The 18,535-nt window shown below is 47.4% G+C and carries 13 protein-coding genes and 1 riboswitch; of the genes, 7 read left to right on the top strand and 6 right to left on the bottom strand.

The window, feature by feature from the left end; translation table 11 throughout:
- Positions 1-3: 3 nt before the first annotated feature.
- Positions 4-432 (bottom strand): arsenate reductase (thioredoxin), encoded by a 429-nt coding sequence (arsC, locus tag AOA63_RS11265; protein ID WP_431607694.1) that lies wholly within the window; start codon positions 430-432, stop codon positions 4-6.
- Between the two features lie 40 nt (positions 433-472).
- Positions 473-1,345 (bottom strand): hypothetical protein, encoded by an 873-nt coding sequence (locus AOA63_RS11260; RefSeq protein WP_431607701.1) that lies wholly within the window; start codon positions 1,343-1,345, stop codon positions 473-475.
- 480 nt (positions 1,346-1,825) lie between these two features.
- Here AOA63_RS11260 and AOA63_RS11255 point away from each other — a divergent pair, with 480 nt between their 5' ends.
- Positions 1,826-4,852, top strand: a complete 3,027-nt coding sequence (locus AOA63_RS11255) for a PQQ-binding-like beta-propeller repeat protein (protein ID WP_053959779.1) — start codon at positions 1,826-1,828, stop codon at positions 4,850-4,852.
- A 104-nt stretch (positions 4,853-4,956) separates the two neighbouring features.
- On the opposite strand, the gene AOA63_RS11250 is transcribed toward AOA63_RS11255, so the two are convergent.
- Positions 4,957-5,295: a hypothetical protein gene (locus AOA63_RS11250; RefSeq protein ID WP_053959778.1), complete on the bottom strand. Its 339-nt coding sequence runs from the start codon at positions 5,293-5,295 to the stop codon at positions 4,957-4,959.
- Between the two features lie 105 nt (positions 5,296-5,400).
- Between AOA63_RS11250 and AOA63_RS11245 the strand changes: the two genes are divergently transcribed.
- Both AOA63_RS11245 and AOA63_RS11240 read left to right on the top strand, forming a co-directional pair.
- Positions 5,401-6,069, top strand: coding sequence for a response regulator transcription factor (locus tag AOA63_RS11245; RefSeq protein ID WP_053959777.1), 669 nt, complete (start codon positions 5,401-5,403; stop codon positions 6,067-6,069).
- Positions 6,066-7,364, top strand: coding sequence for a sensor histidine kinase (locus AOA63_RS11240; RefSeq protein ID WP_053959776.1), 1,299 nt, complete (start codon positions 6,066-6,068; stop codon positions 7,362-7,364). The genes AOA63_RS11245 and AOA63_RS11240 overlap by 4 nt, the downstream gene beginning before the upstream one ends.
- A 19-nt stretch (positions 7,365-7,383) precedes the next feature.
- Here the strand turns inward: AOA63_RS11240 and AOA63_RS11235 are convergent, their stop codons facing one another.
- On the bottom strand, positions 7,384-7,842 hold the full coding sequence (locus AOA63_RS11235; RefSeq protein WP_139061572.1) for a GtrA family protein: 459 nt from the start codon (positions 7,840-7,842) through the stop codon (positions 7,384-7,386).
- A 321-nt stretch (positions 7,843-8,163) separates the two neighbouring features.
- Here AOA63_RS11235 and AOA63_RS11225 point away from each other — a divergent pair, with 321 nt between their 5' ends.
- The 4 genes from AOA63_RS11225 (at position 8,164) to AOA63_RS11210 (ending at position 15,694) form a co-directional block, all read left to right on the top strand.
- On the top strand, positions 8,164-9,816 hold the full coding sequence (locus AOA63_RS11225) for a hypothetical protein (protein WP_053959773.1): 1,653 nt from the start codon (positions 8,164-8,166) through the stop codon (positions 9,814-9,816).
- 37 nt (positions 9,817-9,853) lie between these two features.
- Positions 9,854-10,069 (top strand): hypothetical protein, encoded by a 216-nt coding sequence (locus tag AOA63_RS11220; RefSeq protein WP_053959772.1) that lies wholly within the window; start codon positions 9,854-9,856, stop codon positions 10,067-10,069.
- 261 nt (positions 10,070-10,330) lie between these two features.
- A riboswitch (cyclic di-GMP riboswitch) is annotated at positions 10,331-10,415 on the top strand.
- Positions 10,416-10,503: 88 nt separating this feature from the next.
- Positions 10,504-13,173, top strand: a complete 2,670-nt coding sequence (locus AOA63_RS11215) for an IPT/TIG domain-containing protein (protein WP_053959771.1) — start codon at positions 10,504-10,506, stop codon at positions 13,171-13,173.
- A 316-nt stretch (positions 13,174-13,489) separates the two neighbouring features.
- Positions 13,490-15,694 (top strand): glycosyltransferase, encoded by a 2,205-nt coding sequence (locus tag AOA63_RS11210; RefSeq protein WP_053959770.1) that lies wholly within the window; start codon positions 13,490-13,492, stop codon positions 15,692-15,694.
- A 51-nt stretch (positions 15,695-15,745) separates the two neighbouring features.
- On the opposite strand, the gene AOA63_RS11205 is transcribed toward AOA63_RS11210, so the two are convergent.
- A complete protein-coding gene (locus AOA63_RS11205) occupies positions 15,746-17,449 on the bottom strand; it encodes a glycoside hydrolase family 13 protein (protein ID WP_053959769.1) in 1,704 nt (567 codons plus the stop codon).
- Between the two features lie 61 nt (positions 17,450-17,510).
- Entirely contained in the window at positions 17,511-18,524 is a 1,014-nt protein-coding gene (locus AOA63_RS11200; protein WP_053959768.1) for a LacI family DNA-binding transcriptional regulator, read from the bottom strand.
- Between the last annotated feature and the right edge of the window lie 11 nt (positions 18,525-18,535).

Raw genomic sequence — 18,535 nt, 5'->3', positions numbered from 1 at the left:
ATTTTAAACGTCTTCCCGCAACAGGTTTTGCTCGGCTAAAAACGCTTTGACCTGATCACGAATGCCATCTCGCACCCGGCGAAACACCGCCATAATTTCCTCTTCCGTACCTTCCGCCCGGGCGGGATCCTCAAAACCCCAGTGAAGCCGTGTAACCTCTGGGGGTGTAATGGGACAACGATCGCGGGCATCGCCACATAATGTTATTGCAAAATCCGCCCGGCGCAATAACTGGTTGTCAATCAGTTTGGAGTGGTGCGTTGAGATGTCAATGCCGACTTCTTTCATCACCTGAACGGCCCGAGGATTTAAACCATGAGCCTCGATCCCCGCGCTTTCCACCTGTACCCCATCTTTGGCCATCACCCGCGCAAATCCCTCGGCGATTTGAGAACGACAAGAATTACCCGTACACAAAAAATAAATGATCACGATGTACTTCGCTCCTTTACTTCCATTCGCTATTGATTCCTTAAGATACATGCCAAACGTCTCGGTAAAACGGCTCTACAGGTCCTTCTATAACATAAGGGGCGAGCTTCTTGGCCGCTTCCAAAAACCTTGGATCGGCATGCGAATTTTCGTGATCCCACTCCGTGCGCCACACGCCATGCATTAGATAAGCCCTCACCCCATTTACGGGCGTCAGCGCCCGAAGAATCTCGGTAGAGAGCGCCTTGCGGTAAAATACGTTATCCGGTCCGCCAGCAAGTCCATCGCCGCTAGCAGATGAAGACGGCTGAAAGGTTACTTGAGCCACCTTCAATAGTTGACCCACGAGCTGATCAAAAACCACAGAGTTCTTATCTTCCACCAACACATGATTTAAGACCGTGATATGGTCATCCGGGCTGGCATCCTTACCGTCCTTAACGGCTAGAGATTTGAGCGTATCGTCCTGGTTCAGAGAACCGCCGCCGGCATGAATGGTGGTAAACAGATCTCCAAAAAAATTCCTGGCTTCCGGGCAAACCTCTTTTGCCAAGGTTTCTATCGACTGGTCAATGGTAGATAGGAGGCCTGGCAATCCTGGTGATGTGAATCGGACCAACACCAAAAAGAACGCAGGAATATTAGTCGGATTTGTTAATGAGATATTGTCATAGGCATGAGCCAGCATCCCTTTATATTGGAGTGGCAGGTTTTTAACCATCGTCGAAAGCCCAATGAGTTGCTTGACATGGATTTCCCTAATGCACGAGCGATCGACCCATTGTTGCGCCAGGGCATACAGTTTCGTTGTAAATTCCTGGGCACATACAGCATTTAGCTGTAATTCATACACCAGTGTGATGACATCGAGCAAGTTGAACCGCGTAATCTCGTCTATTTTCTCCTTCGACATCACATCACGCGATATAGATCCAAGAAATCCGGTATCTCCCAATCCTAATCGTATGGTTATCCCTCCCCTCCGAATCAAATCCTTTAGTTCATTATCATATCACTATATGGTTATATTTATGAAGATCCTAAGGCCATTTGCGCGCCGCACCCAAGATGTTGCCTTCTCATCCGAACGAATTCCTTGGATTTTTGACCGGCTTTTTGAATTGCTAATCAAAAACTATCCCCTTGGTTGATGGTACGCAAAAATTTTTCATTTTATTGTAGGTATTCATGGATAGCCAAGATTCGATACCAATGGCCCTATTTTGACATGATTTTTCTCATTTTCTATGGTTCGCGTAAAAGAGGTCGAACGATTTTTCTATGAAAACTCCAAATATACGAAATAACCAGAATGATTATATTTTTTAATCGTCGAATACATGGCAACCACACTTTTAGTGATGGTAAATACATTGAGATTGGAGGAATTGGCATGGCAATCAAAAAATCTTTGGCTCTTTTGGCTATATCTAGTCTTTTGACTTTGGCCGCCCCACCACCGGTCCAGGCCCAATCTTCCACTTCCTCATCCTTTGGCCCTAGCATTTTTCAGACGCCAACGGAACTGCAATTAGCGCATAAACCCAAACACTTTGGAACAGCACCCCAGCACATACACGCGTTCTTTCCCACGTCATGGGATCAGTTACAAGCCAACCAGCAACATGATCCCGTATTTCAAGGTCCCGCAGCATCTCACCTGCCATCGATTTTGGCGCATGGGAGTTTCTGGGTCGCACCATTGACGGGCGATGAGTTTTTGCGCCTCGCCCGGGCTTTTAACCGTTATCCTCAAGATGGGGGACAAGCCTGGGGTGCGGAAGCTGCCCAGTGGTTAGGTAATGTCACGGGAATAAGCATGGTGGACGGGATCGTCTATATCGAGGAGAGTAACAATCAAATTTTTGCCGTGAATGCGTTAAGGGGGGTACCGATCTGGCGAACGCAAACCGTGAATTCGGATATGGGTGATGCCATTGCCACGTCCATCAATGGCCGTCCCATATTGTTTATCGGCGCTGGAGACGTGGGCTTCACCCTGCAGCACGCCGTGGATTTTGCCAACAACGGGAATCCACCAGGACCCACAGTACGTGGCGCGAACTTCTCAGCGGTCTATGCCATCGATGGTCTCACGGGAAAAGTCCGCTGGCGTTTTGATACGGCCGGTGAAGCCATGCCCACCCCGGTTTACCATAATGGCGTGGTGTTTTTTAATACAGGCGATGGCCATCTCTATGCTGTGAATGCGCAAACGGGTCAATTATTATCGGCTTTTAGCAATCCCGGCTTTAGCAGCATGTCTTCTGGCAACTGGTATATTCCTACCCAAGGACCTTATAAAGGCCAGTTTTTGATGATTTACGGAACACAAGATCCCAATTATTTAATGGCGGTCGATGAGACAAATCCCCAAGATCCCCACTTAGCGTGGGAATATCAAGTACCGAACTCGATTAACACGGGACTCGGTGATGTTCCTCCTGTGGTGGATCCGAAACGGGGCGTGGTGTTAACCGATGCCTTAGTGAATGATGTCGCGGCCGGCGGCACCCTAAGCCATCCCGTTTTAAATTTAGATATCTTTGCCTTAAACGCCAACACCGGGCAACTCCTTTGGAGCCACTTCGGTGGTAATGGGCTAGTGGCCAAACCCGTAGCATTTAAAGGGAGTGTACCCATGGTCCATGGAGGAAACCTTTATGTCGGCGATTTGCTCAATGAAACTTATCAGTCTTACAACGAAAAAACAGGACGTCTGCGCTGGGTGACCTCCATCGCCCAACCTGGGGAAGTCAATGAACCCCGGGCGGGCGGCGTTTATTATGACCACCGCGTCCTATTTGCTGAGGGACAGCATATTTACACGCTCAATCCGAAAACGGGGGCGATTGTCAACAAGTTCTCCAGCCATGGCTACTTCTTTGGGGTCTGGGGTATATCGAGCCCCGTCATCGTTGACAATGAATTGTATATCGGCTCCATTTCGGGTTGGATTTTTGCCGCCCCTGCCCATTACATTATGACCCATCCAGGTGGCGTTCCCGCCATCCCGAATAATTTTCCGAGCAACCTCTCTGTCCCGGATAAAGCCGCACGTTATGACAACCCGCTCGCCTTACCGACACCGAGTCAGGCCGCCAACTTTCCTTCTGTCTGGGAATATTATGCGGGGGGAACAGATCATGAAGGATATTCGTCCGTAGGACCAAGTGGCGTCAACTGGGCTGCACCGCTTAACGATGCCTTGCCATTAAATAGTCCTCCCAGGGACACGGCTATTTTCGGACCACAAGTGGCATCAGAGATGACATCACTGGCATTTGGCGTAGGCAGTGGAGTCAGTCCCGCACAGGGCATCGTGTACGCGGGCAGTAGCCGCTATTCGGTCAATGCCCTGAATGCCACCACTGGCCAACTCATTTGGCGTTTTGACACGATTAACGCCAATGCAGGACAACCTCTGGTTACGCCAAATGCTGTTATCGAAAGTTCTGGAGATCCCTGGTTTAATTTTGCCGCCGTCCAGGATTTTGCCAAAAATAGTCCCGCTGTGCATATCGGCGCGAGTTTTCAAAACATCCATGCTTTAAATCCCAAAACAGGACGGGAAATGTGGACGTTTTATACCCGTGGTACCGATGCCATGACCCCGTTATATTACCAGGGCACGCTGTATTGGGTAGATGGATCCGGCAATGTGTGGGCCATTAATGCGCAAAATGGCACTCCCGTTAAACCCTTTGTCGATACTAACGGAAATCCTGTGCTCCACCTGACCGGATTTAATACCCAAGATTCTGCAACCTTGGCTTTGACCTCTCAAGGTCCGATCATGGTTGTGGGCACATCAACTCCAAATGTGTTATATGGAATTAATTTGAACACCGCACAAATTCTCTGGAAACAGACCTTTTCGTCAACCACCTTGCAGTATTCCGGTTTTGCGTTTGCGACTCCTGTGTATGATGGGGTCGATCACTTAGTCATTTCCGATGTTCTCGTTAACCCGCAAGGTAATGAGGCGAGCCTGGACGCATTTGCCGTGAATCCCTTAACAGGGCAAGTCATCTGGAGCCAAACGCTCGGTACTGGACCCGTACCCGATGGATTTGGGGGATCGACACCCGTTTTTGGTCCCCAAACCAATTCCGTCTTTTTCGGTAATCCCCTCACTCACAGCGAAATCGCACTGAATGCCGTCAGTGGCCATGTGTTGTGGAATACCTCTTTGGGACAGGATATTTCCGCGCCTGGGGCTGTGGTATCACATCACTTAATTGTTGCAGGAGGCCCTGATATCTTTAGCCTTAATACCCGCACCGGACATATTCAACACACAACGGTGATTGGCGGAGACTTCTTGAATAATAATCCGACCGTTGAAGGCAAAACCGTGTACATTGGTAATGCCTGGGGTTGGGTGCTCGCCTTACCGCTTAACGAGATTACCGGATAACCCTGAGATTATCTCGACGTCGTCTCGGCTCTTCATCTCATAATGAGGAGCCGAGACGACGCTATGGATATCGGTCTTGCGGAAAACAACACCGGAAGTCCCATCTATTTATTCACACGAACGGTCGTGGTTTTTGATCCTTGCTGGACTGTGAAAATCCATTGCCGCGCATTTCCACTTACCTGTGTAATCATCCCGCCACCCGCACGCGCCAACGCCTGTTCCCGCGCAAAGAGAAGCTGCTCCGATAATGAAATTTGAGGTTTTGGACCCAAAACCTCATGGCGTTCGGGAATTACAGTTTCCGGTGCGGTCACCGGCACAGATTTGGCTGGTATTTTGTTACCCGCCACCATGGTATGCGATGTTGCCAAGAAACTCAAAGCTGATACAATAACTACAGCTAATCCCCATAATTTTAATGATTGATGGGTGATAGACATCTGGATTAACCTCCTTGGTCAAGGGTAATTTATCGTCGGTACGTTTAGATTACTTGGTGATTATGATCGCTTCGTGATCACCTCATATCCGAGGAGGTTAGTTTTATGAAAATCTTATTGGTGGAAGACGACGAAAAGCTCGGCAAGCTTTTACGTCTGGCTCTTATGCGTCATGCCCACATCGTCGATTGGAGCCAAAGTGGCCACGACAGTAGCCAAAAAATTCACGACAACCCATATGACGCGGTAATTTTAGATGTTTCCCTGCCTGATACCGATGGCTTTTCCCTATGCCGTCTTTGGCGCCAAGAACACATTGACACGCCCGTTTTGTTTCTGACAGCCCGTGATACCGTCAATGACAAGGTCGAAGGCTTGTATAGCGGGGGAGACGATTACGTGACCAAACCCTTTGCCTTAGAAGAAGTGATGGCACGTCTTCATTCCCTGACCCGCCGTGGAGAATTGGCGATACGACCGGACAGCTTTCAAATTGGCAATTTGCAGATCGACTTGGCCACCAAATCATTATTCTGTGGGACACGTCCGATTTCTTTAGCACCCAAAGAATGGGCGGTCCTCGAAATTCTTCTACGGCACCACCGTCAAGTCGTAACCCGCGAGGACCTCTTGGAACGAGCATGGCCTTCTGAAGTCGATTTTAAAGCGAACGTGGTTGATGCCGTGATAGCCCGTTTACGCAAGCAACTCCATAGCTGCCGAGGCGGGCCAAAACTGCAAACATTGAGGGGACAGGGGTTCATGCTGTCATGACCATTAAAAATCCTCATGTTCTTCCAGAACAGCCGCTATTAGCCCGGTTACAACGCAATCTTATTGGAATCTTTCTTATCAGTTTTCTGCTGCTCGATGGATTAACGTTCGCCGTAACCGATACGTTATTTCGTCATGATTTACTGGTCCATGCAAAACAAAACATGAGCCAGATCTGGCAAAAACAACAGGATGACGAAACCCAGGAAATTCTTCGCGACGATTTCTCATTCCGGCGAACTTCGGACAATTTCATCACCACGTGGGATATCGCTGCCTCAGGGCACATCGTCCAGTCCGTCGCCTATGGCCCTGGTATTCCTTTTCCCCTCAAAAACATTTTGCCCTTTTATGCTCATTTAAAACCTACGCACCACGCATCCTTCGTGATTATCAAACGAGGTTCGCTGCAGATTTTGATTGGAACGGATCCCTTATGGCACCATGGTCGGTTTGTGGGATGGATCCAATCAGTGTATTCCCTAGGAGAAATGCAGATTGCCTCGCGGGTGCTGGGAAAAACGTCTCTCATCGTCGCAGGGATTATGGGCGTTTTAGCGGTTGTATTGGCTTATGGATTATCTAAAAGGAACATTATGCCGATTAAACACGCCTTGCAACGCCAGCGTGATTTTGTTCACAATGCCTCCCATGAATTGCGAACACCCTTATCCATCATTCAAACGAGCCTGGAGTTGGCCCAAGAAGATGCCCAGGGCGAAGTAAAAAGCTTCATTGATAGCAGTCTTTTGGAAGTGCATTATCTAACCCGGTTATTAACCCATCTTCAGCGTTTAGCACAACAAGATTCGGGAATCCTCGCCCTCGATTATCAATGGTTTAATTCGGCATCAGTGATCGAAGATGTGATAAATTCCTTCCGGGACTCTCTTCAACAGGCCCAGATGACGCTCACATCACATCTAACGAAACCGTTGATGATCTATGCCGATCCGACGTTGTTCAAAGAATTGTTGATTATTCTCATCGATAATGCCATTAAATATGGCCAGCAGGGGGGCAACCAAATTGTAGTAGAATCGCAAGCCACCGGACGAAGCATTCGTATTAAAGTGAGTGACAACGGCGCGGGCATTCCTCCCGCACTGCAAACCCGGATTTTTGAACGGTTTTTTCGGGCTTCTCCCCAAAAGAGTCACGGGTTTGGTTTAGGATTATCCATGGCCGCATGGATTGTGCACATGCATCAAGCCCACATTCACGTGCATAGCGAACCTTACCAACAAACAATGTTTGTGGTCGAATTTCCCCTTCCTCGCAGCGGATCTTCTTAATTTGAAAGTGTATCAGCTATCATTTCTCAAGTCCTTGAAACACTGCCGATTCACGCAGCCTTCCCCTGCGCCATACCTTGGATTTGTGATGATTCGCGAACCAATAATAGCCGCTGTAGGTAACGACCGAAGACAGGCCGATACCCACGGCCTTCCCCCATATGGCGCCTATATGACTCATAGTGGCCGTGCCCACGGCCACACAGGTCATCTGCAAGATGACCCCAAGCATAGTGACGGCATAAAATCCAGTCCACGACAGTTTTTCGCGATAAGTGATATGAGAATGGAGGGAGTAGCCTATCATACTCGCTACAGCCCAAGCTATCATCGCCTCGAGGGCCGCTTGAAGTCCGTTGCGTCCCGGGTTCCAATAATGAATCAATAATCCAAACACGCTGATATCAATTAAGGTGTTTATGGAGCCCACCGCCATAAATCGGAGCAGTTGGGCATAATGATGCAATATTCTTGTCAATGGTCCCTATTCCTTCCTAAAGACGCCGATTAAGAAACCAATTATGTTCACACTCAAAGGGCACATCATCGATTTCGTCTAATAGGACCATATCACCAAATTATTTGGATTGGCAGTTTCAAGGATTATCGCATATAGCGTCTCAGCGTTGTCGGTTATCGGCTTTGAAAATCGATTAAGATTAGCGCTTTTTTGAATCTCAAAGAATATGAGACCCTTCTTAAGACCCCACGCGACACGGTCAAAGATTGCCACTCCCATTACCATAAATGACAGCATTCATCACGGGTCCTCACCTATGAGGATAAAGAGGAGAAAATCGTGAGTACCGCACGCCTTGTTCCAACAACGACTTCTCGAGAGGATAATGTTGCTCGGGCGCATTCTAAATCGCATTTATTGGGCTCCCTAAAGCTTATGGCTCTCGGGTTGTGGCTCATCTATATGTCCTTAGGAGTCTATCTCACTGTCCACCTTCATTACTACGCAGGCGACGCGGTATCCCGTGTCGCCAATGCGTATTACGTCTTATTTGGTCGTAACCCACATCTAGGCGCTATCGGCTTTATTTGGAATCCTCTCCCCAGTTTGTTTGAGCTGCCGCTTATTACTCTCTACCCACTTTTCCCAGCCATTGTAACCAAAGGTCTTGCAGGAATTTGTGTGAGTGCACTCTTTGCCGCGTGGGGGGCCGTCCATCTTCACCGCATTCTCGTTAATTTTGCTGTACCCAAGCCGTGGAATTATGTCATCACTCTGATCTTTGCACTAAATCCCCTTATCGTCCTGTATGGAGCGAATGGCATGTCCGATATCATGCTCTTAAGTTGCCTTTTAGGCACTTACAGCGGTGTATTAGATTTTTTAAGCACGCATGCCCTTTCCCGCCTCGTCAGTGCAGGAATTTGGTTGGCATTAGCTCTTGGCATGCGATATGAAGCGGTGCCTTTTGGTACTCTAATGATTCTCAGTCTGATGATGGCACAATGGAAAACCATCAAAACCGCAATGTGGGCGGGATCAGCCATTATCCTAGGAGCTCCCGTGGTGTTTTCCGGGGGATTATGGATTTACTTTAACTGGGCTATTATGAAAAATCCTTTATACTTCTTAAATTCTAACTATGGTAATTTGGCACAAACCCGAACCGGTGCCTATCTAACGCCAGCCTTAGAACATGCTTATCATAATGTGGCGGGAACAATCGAATATGTCGCCCATTTCCTGTTATTAAGTTGGCCTCTGGGCATCGCGGCCGCAACAATTATAATCTTTTTTCTCAGGGGAAAACATGCGGATTCTAAAGCTATCATCTTGCTCTGTGGAGCCTTAGGCGCCATCTTACTGGAAATCGCTTTCGCTTATCTCGGCCATTTAGGATCATGGGACCGTTATTTTATCAGTTTCATTGCTGATAGTGCGTTAATGGTCTCCTTTGTTGCGTCAAAAATCGCCCAGCGTTTCGTTCAACGTAAAGGGCTAACGAATCTTTGGTGGACCCTTATCACAATAATTCTGCTGTCGGCAAATGTGGGAACCTATCTTGCGTCTCAAAATCCTGTCATCGGCCATCCCGATGGCGCCATCATGGATTATGCCCTGCAAAATCGTTCCATGCAACATGTTAGTAACCCCTTTACCTTGACCGACACGGTCATTCACTATCTTAATCGCCACCCGCACATGACCGTATTAGCCGATGCCTTCAATGCCTGGCCCATCATTATTAGGTCGAAAAATTTTAACCGCTTTATTATCACATCCGATTATGATTTTGCCTCCATTTTGCATAATCCCAAAGGTCGGGTTACCGCGATTTTAGTTCCAGAACCATCTGGTGTCGCCGCATTAGATGCGGTCAACCGGGTTTGGCCTCAAATGTGGGCAGGACACGTACCATGGGTTACGCTTCTCAAAGCGTTTCCCGGAGGAGGAAACTGGCGCCTTTATGAAGTCACCCCACAAGCTCCTTAAAAAATAACACATCAGCCTGCATGGGAGGATAAAGAGGATGAAACGATGGGTTAATATCATGAAAGGCGTGGCTGTCGCAGCCCTGGCATTAGTGATGATGTTAGGACAGTTTTGGATTCTCTATTTAGCTCCTTTATTAATCTTCCTGGGAATGGGTATAGCCTATGGATTCTTATCCTCCCAAGGGTCCCAAAAACAATCTTCCATGCCCTCCGATTCTTCTTCCGCCAACCCTCCCGTCCATAATGCCTAAGTTTGTTTCAGGATTGGATGGAATTTAGAGCGAATGGACGGAACCGAACCATTTTAGTGACTAGAGTCTCTTGTTTCTAATAATGGAGGACAAGATAGCGGCTTGCAGCATAGCATCGGGTCCTAATCATGCTGTGTATGATTCCAAAAATTCTTCTAATAAATAGATTTTCCATGGTCGCACGCATATACTGAGTGTAAAGATTGCAGTAAAAAGGACTGTTGTCCTTTAATCAACCGGAGCATCGTTGAACATAGAACACATCGATAAAGGCAAAACTACCGAAAGATAGTGACGCAAAACTACAGGGGCTTCCCGTGAAAACGGTTGCCAGCCAGTTGCCGAAATGGGATTGTCTTGTTGAAAAAGAGCAGGATCCCGATTCGGGATTCCTGCTCTTTTTCAACGTCTCCGACAGTCGAAGGATGAGATTAATGACAATTAATCGCACACTCTTGTCGTGGGCTGTGACTGTGGGTATCATCATCAGTATTTCGTTATGGATGAATCCCGTTCTTATGTCCGCAAATGGTGAACAAACCCGCTTAGCTCCCTTCACGTCAACCCCGCTCACGACATCCGTCAGCCGTACCGATTTCGGCATCAATGTCTTCTCTTATGACAATCAGTTAAACGCGCCTTCTACGGTACCGACATTAAACACGTTAGATATGGGTATGCAACAATTTCCCAATGCGAATGAATGGAGTTGGACCACAAATACCTTCCGTGATGGCGGAACCGCCCCCGTTTCCCTTAAGGATTGGGGGCACATTCTTGAGCAAACCAATAATCAAGGGCTATTTATCTTTAATTATGATGAAAATCCGACGTTTACCGGGGGCGGCACTCCGCACGATGCGACAGTCCTTACTCAATATATTATGCAGCAGCATTTGCCCATTTCTGCTATAGTCATCGGCAGCGAAGAATATGGCAATTGGGACCATTACGCCAATATGAATCCCTCATTCTCTGCCCAGTATTATGCAAAACAAGCCGCATTAATAGCCCAAGCAATTCATCGAGTGGATCCCGCCATGAGGGTAGGAGTCTCTTTCGCCCTGGGCGATGGACCTCATAGCATCATGTGGGATCAAACCGTATTGCGGGAAGATGCCCCGTATATCAATTTTGTTAGCGTACATGATTATCCTAATCAAAAACTTTTATCCAATGCCCAATTGCTGGCTGCACTGCCTCAAGAAATCACTTCAGCGATGCAACTGATTCGCAATGAAATTACCGCCAATGTACCTCCAGCCATCGCACACCACATTCAAATTTGGGTGACTGAATTCAACCCCTATGGCGAACCCGGTCCCCAATCGCTTCATAGCATCTACGGTGCTGCCATGGTGGAAAGTGCTATTTTATGGCGGGCCGAGGGAGCGAACCGTCTATTTATTTGGAGTTTTGATGGGCAGGCTCACATCACCAACGCCGTGGCTAATGCGAACTGGCCTTTAGCGTCCAATAGTTCGCAGTCCTATGGCTTGTTTGCCCTCGTTGGAGACGGTATCGCTCCGGAATTACCCCTCAACCAGTTATATCCCTCAGGGATCCTTCTCTCTCATTTCATGCAAGCCATTGGCTCGGGAGCGTCTTTGAACACTTGGATAAGCCCTTCTGTAATCATAAGCGAAGTCTCTCATCATAACCTCAATGACTGGTTTCTCATCAACGAAACCGCGAGTGTCCAAACCATTGCGATTAACAATCAATCCCTTACTCTAGATCCCGCGAGTTTAACCGAGATGCCTAATCAAAATGCCATTCATGAGATCACCATTCAAGCCATGGCTTTCACATCAACTTCCCTGGTTCACTATCAAGGGGGATTACCTACGTTCTCTATCCCAAGCCAGCCTGTCTATGCGGGCGAAGTTGTAACCTTAACAGGAGAAAACTTTGCTAATGAGGGCCCAGGATCACGAATTATTCTCCTGCAAAACGGTACGAGTTATGGAGCTCCCGGTGATGCCTATCATGTGCACATCCTTCAGTGGACTCCAAACACGATCCAGTTCATGATGCCGAACGGCTCAAGTGGTCCGGCATTAATTCCAGGCTTCGCCCAAATTCAAGTAGAGACAACTAACCAGGTGCTTTCGCCCGAAGAAACCTTATCAGTGAGCAGCATACCCACTTTACCTGTCGTAAACATCAGCCCCAGTCAAGCTTCACCCGGGTCATCCATGACCATCTTCGGCAACTCTTTTGGCCAAACTCAAGGAACCGGATATGTCATGATTAGCCAAAATGGGGTGAATTACGGGGGTCCCGGTGATGCGTATCACGTAACCATTAGCCAGTGGTCCAACCACCAAGTGACCTTCACGGTGCCAGATGGGTCATCTGGACCCGCATTGATTCCCGGACCGGCTACGGTAAAAATTGTTAATGCCCAAGGCCTGTCCTCATCCATTATGTCGGTTACAATTACTTCATCATTGGCATCCCAACCTCCCATGCCCTCTTTCACACTAACGCCGCCAACACCGTATCCTGGCCAAGACGTAACGGTTACGGGTCAAAATTTCGGAAACAGTCAAGGAACAGGTTACATCATGATTAGCCAAAACGGTATCAATTATGGTGGTCCGGGTGATGCGTATCATGTCTCAATTTCGCAGTGGTCGAATCAAAAAATCGTATTTGCGGTGCCCAACGGAACATCTGGTCCCCCGCTTTCTCCTGGAACAGCCCAAATCGTCGTGGTCAATAACCAAGGACAAAGTCTTGGCACCCTGACGTTAACGATCGTCCCAGCACCTGAAATACCCATATCACTTTTAGGCACACCAGTCTTTACGCCTGGTCAGTGGGTTACGGTAACCGGTCAAGATTTTGGAGCCATCCAAGGCCAAGGATATGTTTTCATTACTCAAGACGGGGTAAATTATGGTGCACCGACGGATTCCTACCCCGTTGCCATCCGGTCATGGTCCAATACGCAGATTTCATTTCTTGTTCCCACCAGTGCCTTTTTAGTTGACGGTCATTGGGAACGATCCTTAAGTCCCGGACAAACCGCCATGCTGAGGATTGTCACATCATCGGGACTAACATCGCAGGCCCTACATGTCATAGTAACGTCTTAAGTCCGAAGACAGGTCCCAAATCATCTCAACAGAAGTCGTAATGCGACTCTACAGCTATAGCCTGTGGAGTCGTTTTTATATTGGAGGTGATAGTTTAGGATTTTAAGACAGCAGCTATGCTCGCCTGTGCTCTTCTTGGATTTTAAGTTCGGACCTGTGTACTGAACATGTTAAGAGACTTTATTTGATACTATGGGGGGCACTGTCATGGCAATGAACAATTCGTAGAATGACTTTACCATATAGAGTGAATTCCTTAGCATCCCAAAAGTCAGATACCTAACCACTTTGGCATATCGAACAAGGAGTATTGATAGTGAACCCATTGAATATTTCGCAGTTAAATGACTTCGAGGATATCAATCTCATTGACAATTGGGGAAGAGATAATCCTTTAGCCAATCGTATTGACCCCGCCGCTTTTTACATGCTTGAACCTCATCTCGCTAAAAAGACAGGCCTTTTTCCCTTTGCATGGGACCAAGGGGTCTTATGTGTAGCCATTTCTCGGCCATTACAGGCAGAATATTCCCCCATTTTGGATAAAATCGGCCCCGTGCGCTTTTACCGAACTCACCCTTTAGATATTATGTTGGCGCAACAGCACATCTTTAGACATTCGCAACGGCACAAAAAATTCGGGGAAATTGCGCTTGAACAACGTCGCCTTTTACCTGAACAGCTCAATCATGCATTAACGGTGCAAAACCAATCCGGGGCGAAATTGGGGCAAATCTGTGTCGCTGCCAATTATCTTACCGCATGGGATGTCTGCGAGATTCTTCATTATCAAACGGGAATAGCTACCATCTCTTTACTGAACCACAGGGAAGCGCCGCATGATCCTCGGTTAAATGCCATTTGGGATCTTATGGAGGAAAATAATTGGCGACAATATGAGATGGTTCCTGTGCGCTTAAGCGATGATGACATCGTCGTGGCCGTCACCAATCCCTTTGATGGAGCTGGACGCGCCCATTTCAGTCAACTGGCCCAAAAACGCGTTCGGACTCTGCTCACAGGACGACGGGACATTGAATACGTATTGTCTATGCATTATCAGGAGAAAAATTTGCGTGTGAGCAAATCCTATTTGGTTGAAAAAGATCCCGATAACTCTGCCATCAAGACCGTGACCAAACCGCAAATGGGCTGGTTTCTTGGAATAGCGGTGGTTATCATAGGATTTTTGATCTGGCAACTCACCACGACCTTAACCGTCATCAGCAGCCTTTTTATTACCCTGTATGCGTTCTTGGTGGGATACCGCGTGTGGATTATTCTTCAAGGCGCACGCGATGACAATGAAATTCATATTACGGACGAGGAAATTGCTCAGCTTGATGAGAAAACCTTGCCAGCCTATACCATATTAATTCCGGTCCGGGATGAAGTTTCCGTGCTTCCGACCTTAATGCAAGCTTTAGACCGCCTGGATTATCCCAAAGACCGTCTGGATGTCAAATTACTACTAGAGGAAGATGATATCGCTACGATTAGGGCTGCCCGCGAGATCGATTTACCTCATTATGTGGATCTCGTCGTCGTGCCGGTCAGTGAACCACGCACCAAGCCCAAAGCGTGCAATTTTGGTCTGCAAAAGGCGCGGGGAGAATTCATTACAATATATGACGCCGAAGATGTTCCTGAACCCCGGCAACTAAAAAAGGCCTTGGTAGCGTTTCAGCACTATCCTCAACAATTAGCATGCGTGCAGGCCAAACTTTCCTATTTTAATGCTGAGCAAAATATTTTAACTCGCTGGTTTACGGCGGAATATGGGTCGTGGTTTGATCTATTTCTGCCAGCCCTCTACCGAAGTAAGTTGCCCATTCCCCTGGGAGGAACCTCCAATCATTTTCGTACAACGCTGTTACACCAAGTGGGAGCATGGGATCCTTTTAACGTCACTGAAGATGCCGATTTAGGAATCCGCTTACATAAAGCAGGATACCGCACGGCAGTCATTGATTCTCTCACCTATGAAGAGGCTAATTCCGAATTTGTCAATTGGATTCGACAACGTTCCCGGTGGATTAAAGGTTATTTACAAACATGGCTCGTCCATATGCGCCACCCTCGCAAACTGCGACGCGAGCTAGGATGGCGCGGATTTATCGGGTTTCAAATGTCTATTTTAGGAACGCCATTAATGTTCATTTTAAATCCCTTTTATTGGTTTATCACTTCCCTGTGGTTTATGACTCACTGGCAGTTTATTCCCGCTCTTTTCCCGCCTGGCATTTATTATTTAGGCATGTTGAATTTGTTGGTCGGCAATTTCATATTTACCTACCTAAATGCGATCGGTGCGGCTAAGCGGGGTAATTGGCACCTCATCCCGTATACGTTATTTGCCCCAGTTTATTGGAGCATGATGTCCTTAGCTTCATGGAAAGCCGTTATACAACTTATCACTCGACCATCACATTGGGAAAAAACCATCCATGGATTAGTCGATTGGCACAAGGTGGTGCCTGAAGACAACCCTGAATCCTTGGGTGCTGTCGATAGCAAATAAACCAAGGGGTGTCGGTCCATACTGCTATGCAAAAATCTGGTGATAAAAGGACTAAGGAAGAATCCAGATTTCTGCCTGTCCTGGGGGTAACTGAGTGAGCGTCTTATCCCCAGTGGATAACAAGGTATGCCGGTTTGAAGGCAACGTCCATGCTTGTTGGCCTAAATTGATTGTGACACGCACTGTTTGAACACCCGCTCGTCGTTCATACTCTAAAATGTCGTGGGATGTCCATTCATGATGAATGTGTAAATCCCCTGCGCTTAATGCCCTATAATGCTGCCGGAGATAAATTAAACGCTGAATAAAGTCAAAGAAAGCAGGGTTTGGAGCCTCCCAGTTCATTCCTCCCCGGCACAAGGGATCGCCCTCGCCTGTCATCCCCCATTCATCACCGTAATAGATCATGGGAATTCCTATCCAGGTCATCTGAATCAGAAAGAGCAATTTGAGACGCGACAAATCCTCCTTTAACAGCGTTAAGATTCTCGGAGTATCGTGTGTCCCTAAAAGATTCCATGACGCTCGTGTAGCTTTGTCTGTATATTTCCACTGCCAGCGGTCTAGGTGATGGGCCAGTTCCGAAACCGACCGTCTTTGTTCGACAAAGTAGTCTAACAATATATGCCGCCATGGATAGTTCATAGTGCCATCGAACTGATCTCCCCCCAACCAAGGCGTCGCATCATGCCACACTTCTCCGATGATTAAGGCGCCCGGTTTGAGTGATTTCATCTCTTGCCGAAACCTTCGCCAAAAATCATGATCGACTTCATTGGCGACATCCAGGCGCCAGCCATCAATATCGGCCTGCTCTATCCAATACCGTCCCACGTTCAACAGGTACTGTTGGACTTCAGGGTGTGACACATTGAGTTTCGGCATCGTTGCAATCTGAGTCCCAAACGTTTCATAATTGGGAGGATTTCCCTCAACCGGGAATCCATGAACAAAATACCAGTCCCAAAAACGAGAATTAGGGCCGTTGCGAACAATATCTTGAAACGCAAAAAATTCGCGGCTAGTATGATTAAACACGGCATCGAGTATAAGTTTCATATGACGTTGATGGAGTTTTTGAACGAGTGCCTGTAAGTCCGCCATGGTTCCTAATAAAGGATCAATACGAAAATAATCCACGATATCATAGCGGTGATTACTCGGAGATAAAAAAATGGGCGTAAGATAAATAACATTGACGCCCAAATCAGCTAAATACTCTATTTTCTCTTCAATTCCCTTCAGTGTTCCCCCAAAGAAACTCGTCGGGGTCGGCTCTGAAGACCAAGGGCTCAGCGTCACATGACTGGGGCGCGTCGCCCCCAGATGACGGGAAAACCGGTCCGGAAAAATCTGATAGCAAATTGCCTGGTTAACCCAAGAGACATCATCTGATGACCATTCATTGGGCTGAATATAAGCATATTGAAAGGGTTCGTCATGATCCACGTCCTGACCTAGCCCATCCGCACCGAATGTCCAGGATTGTAATTCGTCAGTGATAATCTCAAAAAGATATTGAAAACGTCCTGTGTGAAGCGGAAGGGACGCCTGAAAAATGTCCTCGCTGGCATTTTGACCGACTTTAGCCAAGGCCATACGATAACTCCGTTTGCCGTACCGATCGCCATAGTAAACACGTACTGCTTTGGCTAAATCCTGTTGCGTATAAAGGGTTACCCGTAATGTGTGTGCATTAAGAGGATAGGCATCCGGGATCCACGGCTCATGTCTTGCCCATAAGAGATTATTCACGATCATCATCCTTTTGTTAAAGTCCGTGACAGAAACACTCTGTCTTTTCCGTTCCCAACCATCACGCAATGACTGGGGCTGTGGACTGTCGAACCACCAAACTGGTACGTATGACCGCAAGTTGCTGCGGTAAAGACGGCTGAGCGATTCTCTTCAGCAGCAAATCCGCGGCCTTAAATCCCAATTCGTGGATGTGAATACGCATAGATGTCAAAGGGGGAATAGTTAGACTGCTGATAGCGAGATCGTTAAAGCCAACAATAGATAAATCTTTGGGCACGCGTAAATGGGCATCATGAGCTGCTTGCATAGCTCCAATCGCCATAATATCATCGGATGCCACGATCGCTGTAGGCGGCTTGGACAACCCAAGAAGTTCTTGTCCGACGGCATAACCGCTGTTCTTTTTATAGTGACCCGTGCGAATATACGGTTCATGAATCGGCATATCATATTCCCGCAAAGCTTTTTGATATCCCTTAATCCGATCTTGCGTTACCACAAGATGCTTACCGCCGCCCATAAACGCGACCCGTCGATGCCCCAATTGAATTAAATGAGTGGTGGCTTGGTACGCCGCGTCAACATTATCATTATCAACATAATCAATTGGTTGATTATGTGCAGGTCGGCCTAATAAGACAGCAGGGAAACCTTCCCCGACGACAAGGTCAATCGCGGGATCATCTAACCGACTCCGCAACAAAATAATACCGTCGACTCGTCCTCCTCGAATCCAATTCGTTAATACTTCGATTTCATCCGACCCGGACGTGGATAAGAGAACATCATAATGTGCCGACAATGCTTTATGACTAATGCCATTGAGAACATCCGTGAAAAATGGGTTCGAGAAAAATTCACTGATACCCGTTAAGACCATCAGTCCAATAGCCTTTGTTGTCTTCGTCACCAAACCACTGGCTGCAATATTGGGACGATAGTTTAATTCCGTTATGGCCTGTTGAATTCGTCGCCGGGCATTCTCGGAGATATGAGGAAACCCATTGATATACCGGGACACCGTGGCAACCGATACTCCGGCTCTTTCCGCAACATCCTTAATTGTATACATAAAAGAGGCTA

The sequence above is a fragment of the Sulfobacillus thermosulfidooxidans genome (genome assembly GCF_001280565.1).
Lineage (GTDB): Bacteria > Bacillota > Sulfobacillia > Sulfobacillales > Sulfobacillaceae > Sulfobacillus > Sulfobacillus thermosulfidooxidans_A.
Note: the sequence above shows the minus strand (reverse complement) of the source record. Positions and strands in the feature narration are given on the sequence as shown.